This window comes from Streptomyces sp. MGP-P1, assembly GCF_057766565.1.
Genome location: NZ_JBYMEM010000005.1, coordinates 1,074,774 through 1,087,551, shown reverse-complemented (window position 1 = coordinate 1,087,551; position 12,778 = coordinate 1,074,774). Strand labels below are relative to the sequence as shown.

At 73.1% G+C, this 12,778-nt stretch carries 11 protein-coding genes and 1 pseudogene; all 12 read right to left on the bottom strand.

Annotated elements, in window-relative coordinates; all coding sequences use genetic code 11:
* Positions 1-41: 41 nt before the first annotated feature.
* The 12 genes and pseudogenes from AC3CH1_RS14390 to AC3CH1_RS14335 all read right to left on the bottom strand — a co-directional run bounded on the left by AC3CH1_RS14390 (position 42) and on the right by AC3CH1_RS14335 (position 12,594).
* Positions 42-386, bottom strand: a complete 345-nt coding sequence (locus tag AC3CH1_RS14390; RefSeq protein WP_488463249.1) for a rhodanese-like domain-containing protein — start codon at positions 384-386, stop codon at positions 42-44.
* A 90-nt stretch (positions 387-476) separates the two neighbouring features.
* Positions 477-1,445, bottom strand: coding sequence for a J domain-containing protein (locus AC3CH1_RS14385; RefSeq protein WP_488463248.1), 969 nt, complete (start codon positions 1,443-1,445; stop codon positions 477-479).
* A gap of 169 nt (positions 1,446-1,614) precedes the next feature.
* On the bottom strand, positions 1,615-3,093 hold the full coding sequence (locus tag AC3CH1_RS14380) for a DUF2252 domain-containing protein (RefSeq protein WP_488463247.1): 1,479 nt from the start codon (positions 3,091-3,093) through the stop codon (positions 1,615-1,617).
* Positions 3,094-3,284: 191 nt separating this feature from the next.
* Positions 3,285-3,701, bottom strand: a complete 417-nt coding sequence (locus AC3CH1_RS14375) for a winged helix-turn-helix transcriptional regulator (protein ID WP_488463246.1) — start codon at positions 3,699-3,701, stop codon at positions 3,285-3,287.
* 162 nt (positions 3,702-3,863) lie between these two features.
* The gene (locus AC3CH1_RS14370; protein WP_488463245.1) at positions 3,864-4,691 is read right to left on the bottom strand and encodes a ScbR family autoregulator-binding transcription factor; all 828 of its coding nucleotides are present in this window, start codon (positions 4,689-4,691) and stop codon (positions 3,864-3,866) included.
* Between the two features lie 873 nt (positions 4,692-5,564).
* Complete coding sequence (locus tag AC3CH1_RS14365) at positions 5,565-6,539, bottom strand: VlmB-like protein (RefSeq protein ID WP_488463244.1); 975 nt, start codon at positions 6,537-6,539, stop codon at positions 5,565-5,567.
* A 38-nt stretch (positions 6,540-6,577) separates the two neighbouring features.
* The gene (locus AC3CH1_RS14360; RefSeq protein WP_488463243.1) at positions 6,578-7,702 is read right to left on the bottom strand and encodes a bifunctional lysylphosphatidylglycerol flippase/synthetase MprF; all 1,125 of its coding nucleotides are present in this window, start codon (positions 7,700-7,702) and stop codon (positions 6,578-6,580) included.
* Positions 7,699-8,187: a hypothetical protein gene (locus AC3CH1_RS14355; protein WP_488463242.1), complete on the bottom strand. Its 489-nt coding sequence runs from the start codon at positions 8,185-8,187 to the stop codon at positions 7,699-7,701. The genes AC3CH1_RS14360 and AC3CH1_RS14355 overlap by 4 nt, the downstream gene beginning before the upstream one ends.
* A complete protein-coding gene (locus AC3CH1_RS14350; protein WP_488463241.1) occupies positions 8,187-8,657 on the bottom strand; it encodes a type II toxin-antitoxin system RatA family toxin in 471 nt (156 codons plus the stop codon). Before AC3CH1_RS14350 ends, AC3CH1_RS14355 begins: the two co-directional genes overlap by 1 nt.
* Positions 8,645-9,958 (bottom strand): aspartate aminotransferase family protein, encoded by a 1,314-nt coding sequence (locus AC3CH1_RS14345; RefSeq protein ID WP_488463240.1) that lies wholly within the window; start codon positions 9,956-9,958, stop codon positions 8,645-8,647. Before AC3CH1_RS14345 ends, AC3CH1_RS14350 begins: the two co-directional genes overlap by 13 nt.
* A gap of 4 nt (positions 9,959-9,962) precedes the next feature.
* The gene (locus tag AC3CH1_RS14340) at positions 9,963-11,099 is read right to left on the bottom strand and encodes an acyl-CoA dehydrogenase family protein (protein ID WP_488463239.1); all 1,137 of its coding nucleotides are present in this window, start codon (positions 11,097-11,099) and stop codon (positions 9,963-9,965) included.
* A pseudogene (locus AC3CH1_RS14335) lies at positions 11,099-12,594 on the bottom strand (aldehyde dehydrogenase family protein). The gene AC3CH1_RS14340 and the pseudogene AC3CH1_RS14335 overlap by 1 nt, the downstream one beginning before the upstream one ends.
* Between the last annotated feature and the right edge of the window lie 184 nt (positions 12,595-12,778).

The following is a 12,778-nucleotide window of genomic DNA, read 5'->3' as shown; positions in this document are numbered from 1 at the left end:
ACCAGGCCCGCCCGTCCGGGCCTGCCCACGCCTGCCCGGGGTCAGAGGACGAAGGCGGGCGCCCCGTTGTCCGTGACCATCGGGCGTCCGGCGCCGTCCCAGGCCTGCATGCCGCCGTCGATGTTCACGGCGTCGATGCCCTGCTGGACCAGGTACTGGGTGACCTGGGCCGACCGTCCGCCGACCCGGCACATCACATGGACGCGCCGGCCGTCCTCGGCGGACTCGGTCAGCTCGCCGAACCGGCCCACGAAGTCGCTCATCGGGATGTGCAGCGCACCCTCGACGTGACCGGCCGCCCACTCGTCGTTCTCACGGACGTCCAGGACGAAGCCGTCCGACGGCACCGCCGCGGCGTCCACCGAGGGCAGCGGGGCGAAGTTCATGGGTCATGCCTTCTCTCGTGCGGTCTTGGACCACGTACGTGGGGCCTCGTGCAGGGGCCTCGTCCGTACGCGGCAGAGTCACCCGGAACGCTACTGCACCATCTCCGCGAGCTCGGCCTCGCGCCGGGACACCTCGCCCAGCAGTTGCTCCGCGATGTCCTCCAGCAGCTGATCCGGGTCGTCCGGGGCCATCCGGAGCATCGAGCCGATCGCGCCGTCCTCCAGCTCCTTGGCGAGCACCGTCAGCAGCTCCTTGCGCCGGCTGAGCCACTCCAGCCGGGCGTAGAGCTCCTCGCTCTCGCTCAGCGGGGCCAGGGGCTGCACCGGGCCTGCCGCCCATTCCGCCACGAGTTCCTTGAGGAGGTCGACGTCGCCGCGCCCGTAGGCGGCGTTCACCCGGGCGATGAACTCGTCCCGGCGCTGCCGTTCCGGCTCGTCCTGGGCGAGGTCGGGGTGCGCCTTGCGGGCCAGCTCCCGGTAGAGCTTGCGGGCCTCCTCGCTCGGCCTGACCCGCTTCGGCGGGCGGACGGTCTGTTCGGTGAGCATCGCCGCGGCCTCGGGGGACAGCCCGTCGGTGTCCATCCAGTCGTGGAACAGCTCCTCGACCCCGGGCATCGGCATGACGACCGCACGCGCCTCCCGTGCCTTGCGCTCGTCCTCCGGGTCCCCGCTCCGGGCGGCCCGCGCCTCGGCGATCAGCGCGTCCAGCTCGTCGAGGCGGGTGTACATCGGGCCGAGCTTCTGGTGGTGCAGCCGGGAGAAGTTGTCGACCTCCACCCGGAAGGTCTCCACCGCGATCTCGAACTCGATCAACGCCTGCTCGGCGACCTGCACCGCCCTGGCCAGCCGCGCCTCGGGGCGCGGCGCGGCGTCCTCGGGGCCGGTGGACTCCCCGGCAGCGGCGTCCGCCGGACCGGAAGCGTCCGGCGCCCCCGGAGCGTCCTGCGTCCCTGGGGCGTCCCCCGCCTCGGGGACGGATCGGGGCGCGTCGGGCCGGTCGTTGTCCTGCCGGTCTTCATCGTTCCGGGTGGTCGGCACCCCGGCGGCTTCGTGGGTCACCCGTCCAGCGTATGGCCACGGCCCTGCGGCGCGGCACACACGGTGGGGCCCGGGCCCGGGTTCCACCCCGTCACGGACAGAGCCGCACCGCCTCGCGGACAGAGCCGCACCGCCGCGCGGACAGGGCCCCGGCGCCTCACGGACCCGCCCCCATCGCCCCACGAACCCGTCACACACCGAACTCGGCGGCCAGCCTGCCGGCCTTGATCGCCCGCACCAGCTCGGCGTGATCCGCTTCCGTACGGTCGGCGTACGTCACCGCGAAGGCGGCCATGGCCCCGTCGAGCTCGTCGTTCTTGCCGCAGTAGCCCGCCAGCAGCCGGGGGTCCGCGCTGTGCGCGTGCGCCCGCGCGAGCAGCGCGCCGGTCATCCGCCCGTAGTCGTCCACCTGGTCGGCTGCGAGCGCGGCGGGGTCCACGCTGCCCTTGCGATTCCGGAACTGCCGGACCTGGAACTGCCTGCCGTCGACGTCCGCCCAGCCGAGCAGGATGTCGCTGACGACCTGCATCCGCTTCTGCCCGAGCACCACCCGGCGACCCTCGTGCGCCACCTCCGGCACGTCGAAGCCGACCGCGGGCAGATAGGGGGCGAGCACCGAGGGGCGCGCCTCCTTCACCTGGAGGACCAGCGGCTCACCCCGGTGATCGAGCAGCAGCACCACGTACGACCGGGTCCCCACGCTGCCGGTGCCGACCACCCGGAACGCCACGTCGTGGATCGTGTACCGGGCCAGCAGCGGCACCCGGTCCTCGGAGACGGTGGAGAGATAGCCGCCGAGCCCCGCGGCCACGACAGCGGCCTCGGCGTCCGGGACCCGGCGCAGCACGGGCCGGGCGTCGACGAAGCGCCGGCCGCCGTCGGGGCACTCCTCGGTGGAGCGGGCGGCGAAGCGGGCGCTGGTGTTGTTGCGGGCCTTCTCCGAGACCCGCTCCAGGGTGCCGACCAGGTCACGCGCGTCCGTGTGCGAGACGAGCTCCTCGTCCGCGATCGCGTTCCAGGCGTCCAGGGCGGGCAGCCGGGCCAGCAGCCGCATCGTGCGCCGGTAGGCGCCCACGGCGTCGTGCGCGCCCCGGCGGCAGGTGTCCTCGTCGGCCCCGGCGGCCCGGCCCGCCAGCACCAGGGAGGTGGCGAGCCGCTTGAGGTCCCACTCCCACGGCCCGAAGACGGTCTCGTCGAAGTCGTTCAGATCGATGACCAGGCTGCCCCGGGCATCGCCGTAGAGGCCGAAGTTGGCCGCGTGCGCGTCGCCGCAGAGCTGGGCGCCCACCCCGGTGACCGGGCTGCCCGTCAGATCGTGGGCCATCAGCCCGGCCGCGCCGCGCAGGAACGCGAACGGCGTCGCCGCCATCCGGCCCACCCGTATCGGCGTCAGGCCCGGCACCCGGCCCCGGTTCGACTCCTCGACCGCCCGCACGGTGTCCGGCCGTCCCGGCGGCAGGACCAGCGAGGCGTGCGAGGCCCGCGGCACCCGGTCGCGGAGGGCCTTGCCGGCCGCCTTCGGTGAACTCCCGGCACCACGCCGGGCAAACCCGGGCACGACCGGAATGCGCGGATCCTCGCCCGCGGTCGCCGCACCCTCCGCAGTCGCCTCGATCCCCGTCGTTCCCGCAGTCCGCCGCTCAGGCGTCGTCCTCTCGGTTCCGCTCATGGAGCGTCGCCTCCCCCACCCTCGTACCGCTTCCGGCTGCCCGGCCGTCGAACCGGTCAGCGGTCCTGTCCGCCAGCGACCGAGCACGACGGTACCGCCGGATGCCCGGCACGCGCCGGGTCCGTGGACGGACGCCACGCGGGGAGGACGCCAGCAGCGGTGCGCCCGGGGCGGCCGGGGGCCGGGCGAGGTCAGCAGCCGGTCCCGGAGCCGGCCGCGTCATCCCGCGTCAGATAGTCGTCCCGCGTCCGGTAGATGTCCCGCGTCAGGTAGGTGTCCCGCGTCAGGTAGGTGTCCGCCCATCGCCCCAGCTCCTCGAGTGCGGGCTCCATCGCGGCACCCGCCTCGGTGAGCCGATACGCGACGCGCAGCGGCGGTCCCGCGTCGACCTCGCGGATCACCAGGCCGGCCGTGCCGAGTTCGGTCAACCGGTCCGAGAGCATGCGCTCACTGATGCCGGGAATCGCCCGTCGAAGCTCGGCGAAGTGCACCGGTCGCTGGAGCAGCACCGAGACGATCTGGCCGGTCCAGCGCTTGCCGAACAGCGCGAAGACGCGGCTGATCCTCCGGTCGACCCGCCGACAGGGCTGCTCGCCGTGATCCGCCATTTCCCCAGGATACTGCGCCACTCTTAGCGGCTTACCAAAGGTAAGTAGCCGGTCCATGAACTCCGACAGGGGCGGGGAGACTCCCTGAGCGCCGCCGCCCTGCCGTATGATGATCATGAACAACCGGACGTTTCACGTGAAACACAGCACGCGCGGAGCGCATCAGGCGACCCCTCCGGCCGCCACCCCCGCACCTGCGGGCTCCTCGTCGCCCTCGTCCCCGGCCGTCCCGGCCCGTGGACCACGGCCGGTTCCACCGCCCCGCAGACCCGACCCGCCCGATCGGGAGCCCGCGTCGGTCGCGGAATCGGAACCCGCGCCCTTGGCCTCCGCGGCGATCCTGGCCTCCTGCTCCTCGCGCTCCGCCTTCTCGCGAGCCTGGGCCGCCAGATCCACCCGGCCCTCCGGCTTGATGTGGGCGATGACGCCGGGGTGAGCGATCGACGGCAGGATGTGGCGCCACATCTCGGCCACCTGCTCGCGCAGATCGGCCCGGCCCGAGTCGGCCTCCGAGACCAGCTGAATACCGGTGAACGAAGCGACGATGATTTTGGCTGACACCATCGGGTCGATCTGCGGGAACACCTCGCCGCGCTCCTGGCCCAGCTCCAGCATCCGGGCCGTCGCGTCGATCCAGTCGCCCCATGGGTGCGGTCCGCCGAGGAAGACGCCCTCGATGGAGAGCCTGGTGCCGGCCCGGGCCATCGAGTTGTGGCGCAGAGCGAAAGCGAACTGCTGGCCACCGTCCACCAGGGACTGAAGCGGCGATCCCTCCTGCTCGAACTCGACCGTGGAGGTCTGCTCGTCCATGATCGCCTGCGCGATGGCCTCCTTGGAGGCGAAGTGGAAGTACAAGGCCCCCTTGGTGACCTTGGCGCGGCGGAGAATCTCCGAGATGGCGGCACGCTCGTAGCCGTAGTCGTCGAAGACACTCGCCGCGGCATCCACGATCGACCGCCACGTCTGGACTGCGCGAGCCTGCTTCGCCATTTCCTGCCTCCGGGACGTTCTGTGCGCTCAGCCCTTCACCGCCGAGTCGCCGTCGATCCAACCTCTGCGGCCAGCGTATGCAAGTGCGCCGTTGCACCGGCCATCGGTCTGTCCGGAAACCGTGCCCACACCCGGTGGATCACCGCCCGCGGGCACCCGCTGCCGCCTCCTCCTCACCCGCCTGTCCGTACCCCGCCCGCCCGCCGGACACACGGCCCGACGAGAACGTGGTGAAGGAGGAACACCACGGATACCAGGGTTCGGGCCACGGAACAACGAAGAACCCCCGCTCCGGATCTCTTCGAAGCGGGGGTTCTGCCGAACCAAACCCGACAGTCGCGAGCGACTGAGAATATGCGAGGGAACTCAGCTGTCCGCATACGGCTGAGTCTTCTCAGGCTACACGGAAGCGACCCGCCGCCCGGATCGACCTGCCTCAGCGGTGGTGCTCGGCCAGGCCCGGGCCTGGCGAATGCGGCGGGTGGTCCGGACGGCCGCACGGGGGCGCAGCCCCAGCGGTAGCAGATGCCGGCGAGACCCGCGCCGACGGTGGGAAGAGAGGTGAAAAGAGAGACGAAAGGGAGGGGAGGGGGAGCAGAGGCGGCAACTGCTTCCGCGTCGAAGCGGTCAGCGGGAGGGCCGTGTACGCGGAGAACCCCGGAGGACGGCAGCGGACCGGTGCAGATGTCGGGCCTCGGGACCGAGGAGTGGGCCCCGACGCCGCAGGACGACCGAAATACGCCGCTGCCGCCGAAGCCGACCAGCGAGAACCGTTCGTGTCCCCGCGCACGCACGGTCACGACCTGCGACACTCGTCCGCGGCCGGGCGCCCCGGTGTCCCTCGCCCCCGGTTCCCCGCAGGGCGTGTTCCGGTCAGCCGACGGCCTCGCCGAGCAGCATGTACTCCAGCCGGTGGTCCTGCGTCTCGCGCGACCACCGGTCGGCCGCCTGCATCCGCTCCTCGATGCCGGTGTCCACCAGGCGACGACCCGGCCAGATCTCGTAGTCGCCGAGCACGTCGGTCTGTTCGGCCAGCCCCGCCTGGAACAGCGACTCACGGGTGAACAGCAGCTCGGCCATCGGGAGTTCCGACCACAGGCGGCGGCCCTCCTGGATGATCTCCAGCAGACGCGGCTTCTCCTCGGGCCGCTCCGTCAGATGCTGCCGGACGACGGAGCTGCCGACCGCCAGGTGACGGATCTCGTCCATGCTGGCGCCGCGCTCGACCAGGGCGGCGGCGGGGTCCAGCGGACGCCACTTGCGCTCGCTCAACTCCGCCGCGGGCGCCAGAACGCCCTCCACCAGTACGGTCAGGACGAGTACACCGCCGTAGAAGTCACCGTTGTCGCGCAGCACCCGCAGGCCGAACTCCTCCAGCGGATCGAGCACCGCCGCGCGAGCGGCCCCGGCCGCCTTGTCCACGGTGGCCGCGAGTTCGGCGGCGGGGACCCCCAGCCGCAGCAGGTGGTCGCGGAACGCGCGGGCGTGCCGGGCCTCGTCGACCAGCTGGGTGGAGAAGAACTCCAGGCAGTCCGCGTCCGGTGCGTGGAAGACGAGGAAGGAGAGGGCCCGGGCGGCCTTCTCCTCCGCGAGGTGCCGGAAGGAGAACTCGCCCAGCAGGGCGTCCCGCAGCGGCCCGGGCTCGGTCACCGCGGCGGTGGGCGGCGGGTCGGCCACGGTGCCGTCCGCGAGCCGGCGCATCATGCCGGACGCCACGTGCTCGAACCAGTACGGCAGCCCGCACTGCGCCGGAGTCAGCTCCAGAGTCCTGGCCCCCTCCAGCACGTTGGGCGCGCGGTCCCAGTCGGTCTCGACGGGGATGGGGGCGGTGGTGTGCTGCGGCTTCATCTCGGTTCCTCCAAAGGGGTACTGCGTACGAGAGGGAGTCATAGGGCGCCCGTGAGGCGGAGCAGCCTCCAGACGGCGGGCGGGCGCACTCCGCTCTGGAAGGCGACGTACTCGGGGTCCACCGCGTGCGGGGCCCACTTCCGTTTGAATGCCTCCTGACTGCGTGCCGGATAGACCGCGTCGCCGTGCGTGCCGAGCAGACGGACGGCTTTGGTCAACACCGGGGAGGCGGAGGCGGGCTCGGGCTCCGTGTCGAGGGAGGCGAAGGGGGTGAGGCCGAGGTGCAGCCACTGTGCGCCCTCCTCCTGGAAGCGCTGGAGGGCCGTGAGGTTGATCAGCTCCACCGTGCCGACGGGGGCTTCGGGTTCCCGGCGGGTGAGGTCGTAGAGCCAGCCGGGCCGGCTGCCCCAGGCCGGGGAGTAGCTGACGTAACCCAGCGTGCGTCCGTCGCGGCGGGCCACGAACGTGCGGCGCAGCGGGGCGCCGGGGCCGCCGCGTTCGCCGATCAGGAAGCGCAGTTCCTTCACGTGGCGGCCCTTGGCGCGCAGCCAGTTCCCGTCGAGGGCGTCGAGGGCACGTCGCAGGGCCGGATCCGACCCGGTGACCTCGCTCACCGTGCAGCCTTCCCGGCGGGCCCGGGACACGTTCTGCCGGACCTTGGCGAGCGGTTTGCCGGAGAGGGTGAAGCGGGTCAGGTCGATGCTGTACGAGCTGCCGATCCGGTTCACCGCGAAGCCGCGGTCCTCGTACGCCCGCACGTCCCGCGCCCGCAGTTGTACGGCGGTGAGCGCCGCCCCGCGTCGGCGCGCGCGCAGGGTGCCGAGGAACTCGTCGAGCAGCGCTGTCCGTTGGGCGGGCGCGGCGAACGGACCGCCGAACTGCACCGCGTGCCGTCCCGTCGCGCGGTACGCGATCAGGCCGGGGACGCCCTGCCCCAGGTAGTGGCGGGTGGTGGAGTTGAGCGCCAGGAAGGCGCTCGGATGGTCCGCGTGGGCACGCAGCAGTTCGGCAGGGGACGCGGCAGGGACAGCGGGGACGGCAGGGGACGCGGCAGGGACAGCGGGCGACGCGGCGGGGGACGTGGCGGGGACAGCAGGGGACGCGACGGGAACAGCAGGGGACGCGGCGGGTACGGCGGGCGAAACGGCGGGGTCGACGGTCATCCGCGGCCCCCGCCCACGGCCTCGGTGGTGCGCACGGCACTGCCGGGGACTCTCGTCTCCGCCTCGAACGCCTCGAACGCCTGGAGCCGTTGCGGCTCGAAGGGCACCGAGAAGGGCTTGAGGAAGTTGCCGAGCAGGCCCCGGTCCCCGCACAGGTGGATCGGCACCGCCAGCAGCGCCCACTCCGGGCCCACCAGCCAGATCCACAGCGCGACCACCGCGCCCGCGGTCAGCCAGCTGTGCATGGTGTTGTAGAGGACGTAGTAGACGCGCCGCACCGGACCGCCGCGGGCCCGGCGGTGGGCGAGGGCTCCCGGCAGGTAGCCGATCAGGTCGATGTACAGGAACATGCCCAGGGCCACCGGCCAGCGCACCTCGTCGAGGTGCATCAGGAAGAGCACCGAACAGCCCACCAGCGCGACGAAGTACTCGGCGCGCAGCAGCCGGTAGGTGACGGGCGACTCGAACCTGTTCGCGGCGTCCATCAGGCGGCCCGGTCCGGGCCGGCGGCAGCCGCGGCGGGCACGTCGAGGAGGGCGGTGAGGATGCGGGCGACGGACTCCTGGAGGACGCGCTCGGCGACCGGGTCGATGATGCCGGCGAGGCTGGGCAGGCCGAAGTCGAACTTGGCCGTGAACCGCACCCGGCACCCGTCGGCCCCGCTGCCCGTGACCTCCCACTGGCCGGTGAACTCTTCGAAGTCGCCCTCGGTCTGCCGGAAGGTGACGGTCAGCCGGTCGTCGTCGAAGACGTCCTCCTCGGACCACGTCAGCACGCCGCTGCGGAAGTCGACCTCCCAGTCGCTGCGCGTCGGACCGTCGGCAGCGGGCGGGTGCACGGTGACCGCCCGTACGGAATCGACCAGTTCCGGATACCGGGCGAAGTCCCGCACCAGGGCGTACGCCTCCTGCGGGCCGACCGTCTCGGACCCGACCTCCATCTCTACCGCGCGCATTCCGTTCCTCCCGGGGTCTCGTTGAATCGGACGGCCAGGGCGCGGGCGGCTCCCTCGACGGCCGCTCCCAGCTGTTCCACCTCCGCCACGGTGAGCACGGCCGGCGGGGTGAGGCGGACCACCGCGTGCGCGTTGAGGGAGTGGTTGAGCAGCACGCCCCGGTCGAGCATCTCCAGCAGGAACTCCCCCGCCAGGCCCGCGTCCCGGAACTCCACTCCGATGAGCAGCCCCCGGCCGCGCACTTCCCGCACCAGGTGCGGGCAGTGCTCGTACAGGACGGTGCGCAGCATGGCCAGCAGTTCCGTGCCCAGTTCCTCGGCACGGCGTACCAGGCCCTCCTCCTCGATGACGGTGACGGCCGCGTGGGCCGCTGCCATCGCGATCGGGGCGGCCGAGTAGGTCGAGGTGTGCAGGAAGGGATCGCGGTCGAAGGGCCGGTAGGCCCGTACGGTGGCGACGGCCGCCGCCACCGGCACCACGCCCCCGCTGAGCGCCTTGCCGACCAGCAGCACGTCGGGCACCACACCCTCGCGGTCGGCGCCCCACCGCAGGCCGGTCCTGCCGAGCCCGGTCATGACCTCGTCCAGGACGAAGAAGGCCCCGGTCCTGGCGCAGAGCCCGGCCACCTCGCTCAGATAGCCGTCCGGCGGCAGGATCACCCCCGCCTCGCTCTGTACGGGCTCCACCAGCACGACCGCGTCGGAGCCGTCGTCCCCGAGCACCTGCGCGAGGGCGTCGGCATCACCGTAGGGAATGTGCACCCGGTCCAGCAGCGGCAGGAACGGGTCCTGGTAGAGCGGCTGTCCGGTGGCCGACAGGGCGCCCAGGGTCTTGCCGTGGTAGCCGCCCCGGGCCGAGACGATCCGCCGGTGGCCGTGTGCGCGGGCCAGTTTGAGGGCGCACTCGACCGCTTCCGCGCCGGAGTTGGTGAAGTGGACGCGCTCCAGTCCCGGCGGAGCGAACCGGGCCAGCGCGTCGGCGGCGTCGGCCGCCCTGGGTTCGAGCAGCATCCGGGTGGACAGCGGCAGGGTGCGGACCTGGTGCTCGACGGCGGCCACCACGCGGGGGTGGCAGGCCCCGGTGAAGAAGACGCCGTACCCGCCGCAGTTGAGGTAGTCGCGCCCGGCGGCGGTGCGCAGCCGGGCCCCGGCGGACGACACCTCGGAGTCCCCGCCGAAGAGTTCGCCCAGGGTGGCGCGGCCGGTGCTGAGGTGGGCCCGGTAGCGGGCGGCCAGTGGGAGCGGCGCGTCCCCCGCGCCCTCCGGGGACGTCGTGCCGCGAGCGGTGCTCGTTGCGGTCATCGTGTCACCCGATCCGCAGCGGTGCGCCGTCGTGGTGGTCCAGCAACGCCTGGGCGGCGGAGATCCGGGACGGCGGGTGGAAGGCCAGCGCCCGGCTGACCGCCAGCAACTGGCCGACGTCGGCGGAGGTGGCGAAGGCGAGGCCGCCCAGCAGTTCGGCCGCCCGGTCGGCGGTGTCGACCAGCAGTTCCTGCACGGCGTACCGGGCGGTCAGCGCCGCGCCCAGCTCGTTGTCGCCGACCGGGCCCTCGTCCATCGTGCGGGCCACGTTCTCGACGAGGGAGGCGGCCGTCTCCACGCCGGTGAGCAGGGCCGCCCGTTCGCCGGCGGGGCCGCGCCCCGCCCGCAGCGCCGACTCGGCCAGCCGGGCGACCGCGCCGGAGTACACGGACGTCACCAGCAGCTCGAACCAGACGAAGCCGACGGTCTGTAGCGTGTCGAGGCCGGCCCCCAGCTCCACCTGCGGCAGCAGCATCAGTTCCGGCGGTACGTGGACGTCCTCCAGGGTGACCTGGTCGCTCTCGGCGCCCGCCAGGAACGGTGCTCCCCAGAACGGTTCCCGGGTGATGCCGGGAGAGGCCGCCGGCACCAGGGCGACCCCCAGCTCCGTACGGCCGTCCTCGTGCCGCAACGCGACGCTCGCGGTGAGGAGGTCCATCGAACGGGACAGGCTGCACGGCTTCTTCACGCCGTTGACCAGGTAGCCGTCGGCGACCGGGCGGGCGGTCACCGCCGCGTCGAGGATGCCCGATCCGGTACGTCCTTCGGCGAAGCCGGAGGCGAGGAGCAGCCGGTCCCTGGCGATGCCCTCGATGAGCAGCCACTCCGGGCCCTTGGCGGCCGCGGAGGAGACCAGGGCGACCAAGCCCGCGGTGGAGAAGTGGTGCATGGCGCTCGCCACCCCGAGGGACGGCGAGAGCGCGCCGAGCGCCCGGGTGACCCGGACCGCCTCGAGTGCCGTCGCGCCGACCCCGCCGTACGTCGTCGGGATCAGCAGTCCGGGGCCGCCACTGCGCCGGAAGGCGTCGAGGCCGGGGCCGCCGGGGGCCTCCAGGGTCGACAGCGGCACCTCGGCGAGCGCCTCGGCGAGGCCGGGAAGGTGCTTCTCGCACGCCTCGCGCGCGGCATGCAGGGAACGCATCACGGGGTGCGCCTTTCGTCCTGGTCTCGGGCAGGGGCCGAAGTGGAAGGGGCCTGGGTGGGCAGGGCCGAAGTGGAAGGGGCCGGGGCGGGGGAGACGGCGTCGCCCGGTCGCACGTCGACGGCCACGCTGACGCCCTGGAGGTGGGAGGTGCGGAGCGCCGGGTAGTTGGCCTCGCCGCCGGGGCCCCCGGTCAGGCCGGTGCCGCCGTGCGAGGGCAGCAGGGGCAGGAAGCCGATGTGCGAGTCGTTGACCTTGAGCAGGCCGCCGTTGCGGACCCGGGCGACGAACCGTTCGATCACCGCGGGGTCGGCGGCCCACAGGGAGTTGCGCAGCCCGTACTCGTTGGTGTTGACGAACGAGGTGACGGCGTCCAGGAGTTCGCGGTCCGTGCGCGCCGGGTCGGACCCGTCCTGCGGGGCTTCGGGCACGACGACCGGCAGCAACGGGAAAAACGTCTCGTGTCGCACGACGTCCAGGCGGCGGGCCTCCTTGAGCCCGTCGACGCGGAGCACGGTGGGTTCCAGGAAGGTGCCGGCCGTGTCGTCGGGCTCGCCGTCGACGGAGAGCCGCCGACCGCCGCAGACCAGGCGGGCGCCGGAGTCCAACGCCGCGTGGAGCCCCGCGAAGAAGGCGTCCGTGCGCAGGACCGGGGAGAGCAGGGCGTCGTCCTGCTCGGGGTAGCCGGGGCGGATGGTGCGGGCGCGTGCGGCCAGGCGTTCCAGCAGCTCGTCCGCGACGGCCGGGTGCACCACGACGCAGTTGGGCACCATGCAGATCTGCCCGGAGCCGTAGAAGGCCTCACCGAGCGCCTCGGCCGCCCGGCCCAGATCGGCGTCGCGCCACACGACCACGGTGTCGTTGCCGGCCAGTTCCAGCACCGGCTTCTTGCCCGCGGCCACACAGCGGGCGCCGAACTCGACGCCCTTGACGCTGTCCCCGAAGTACATGATGTCGTCGACCAGGGGGCTCTCCAGCCACTGGTCCAGCGTGGGCCCGGCCGGGGCGCAGACCGCGCCGAGCACCCCGACGGGGCGCCCACCCGTTCCAGGGCGGGCACCACGAGGGTGTGCAGGGCGTGCAGGACTCCGTACGCGGCGCTGCGCGGGGCCCGCACCACCAGGGAGTTGCCCGCCGCCAGCACCCAGATGCCGAGCAGGGAGTTGGCGACCGCGGCGTTCTGCGGGGGGTTGAGGCAGACCACGCCGTCGGCAACCCGGCGCAGCGTCATCCGTCGGCCGTCGACGGTGGCGTGGTGCTCCAGGTTCCCGGCGATCCAGTCGCGGGTCGGCTCGCTCGTGGTGGCGAGCATGCCCGCCACCTCCCACCGGGCGAGCCGCCGGGGGTGGCCCTCGGCGATCAGGAGCTCCACGAGCGCGTCCCGGTGCTCGCCCACGAGGTCGTGGAAGGCGGCGACCAGCGCGATCCGGGTGGCGACGGGGGCCGCCGCCCACTCGTCCACGGCGTCGGCGGCGACGTTGAGCGCGGCCTCCATGTCGTGGGCGTCGCCCACCGCCGTACTGCCGACCAGGCGGCCGTCGGCCGCGGCGGCACGGGCCGCCTCCTCGGACAGCCGGCCGCGTTCCAGGCCGCGCTTGAGGCGGATGGCGCCGAGCGGGTCGCGCAGCATCTCCGAGGCGCGCACCTGGTACACGCGCCGTTCGGAGGGCCGGTCCTGA

What these genes read in the sequence shown, in the direction of transcription:
- AC3CH1_RS14365 (WP_488463244.1), bottom strand. Translation starts at nt 6,539, where the DNA reads ATGAAGCCGCAGCACACCACCGCCCCCATCCCCGTCGAGACCGACTGG.
- AC3CH1_RS14360 (WP_488463243.1), bottom strand. Translation starts at nt 7,702, where the DNA reads ATGACCGTCGACCCCGCCGTTTCGCCCGCCGTACCCGCCGCGTCCCCT.
- AC3CH1_RS14390 (WP_488463249.1), bottom strand. Translation starts at nt 386, where the DNA reads ATGAACTTCGCCCCGCTGCCCTCGGTGGACGCCGCGGCGGTGCCGTCG.
- AC3CH1_RS14380 (WP_488463247.1), bottom strand. Translation starts at nt 3,093, where the DNA reads ATGAGCGGAACCGAGAGGACGACGCCTGAGCGGCGGACTGCGGGAACG.
- AC3CH1_RS14355 (WP_488463242.1), bottom strand. Translation starts at nt 8,187, where the DNA reads ATGGACGCCGCGAACAGGTTCGAGTCGCCCGTCACCTACCGGCTGCTG.
- AC3CH1_RS14345 (WP_488463240.1), bottom strand. Translation starts at nt 9,958, where the DNA reads ATGACCGCAACGAGCACCGCTCGCGGCACGACGTCCCCGGAGGGCGCG.
- AC3CH1_RS14350 (WP_488463241.1), bottom strand. Translation starts at nt 8,657, where the DNA reads ATGCGCGCGGTAGAGATGGAGGTCGGGTCCGAGACGGTCGGCCCGCAG.
- AC3CH1_RS14340 (WP_488463239.1), bottom strand. Translation starts at nt 11,099, where the DNA reads ATGCGTTCCCTGCATGCCGCGCGCGAGGCGTGCGAGAAGCACCTTCCC.
- AC3CH1_RS14370 (WP_488463245.1), bottom strand. Translation starts at nt 4,691, where the DNA reads ATGGCGAAGCAGGCTCGCGCAGTCCAGACGTGGCGGTCGATCGTGGAT.
- AC3CH1_RS14375 (WP_488463246.1), bottom strand. Translation starts at nt 3,701, where the DNA reads ATGGCGGATCACGGCGAGCAGCCCTGTCGGCGGGTCGACCGGAGGATC.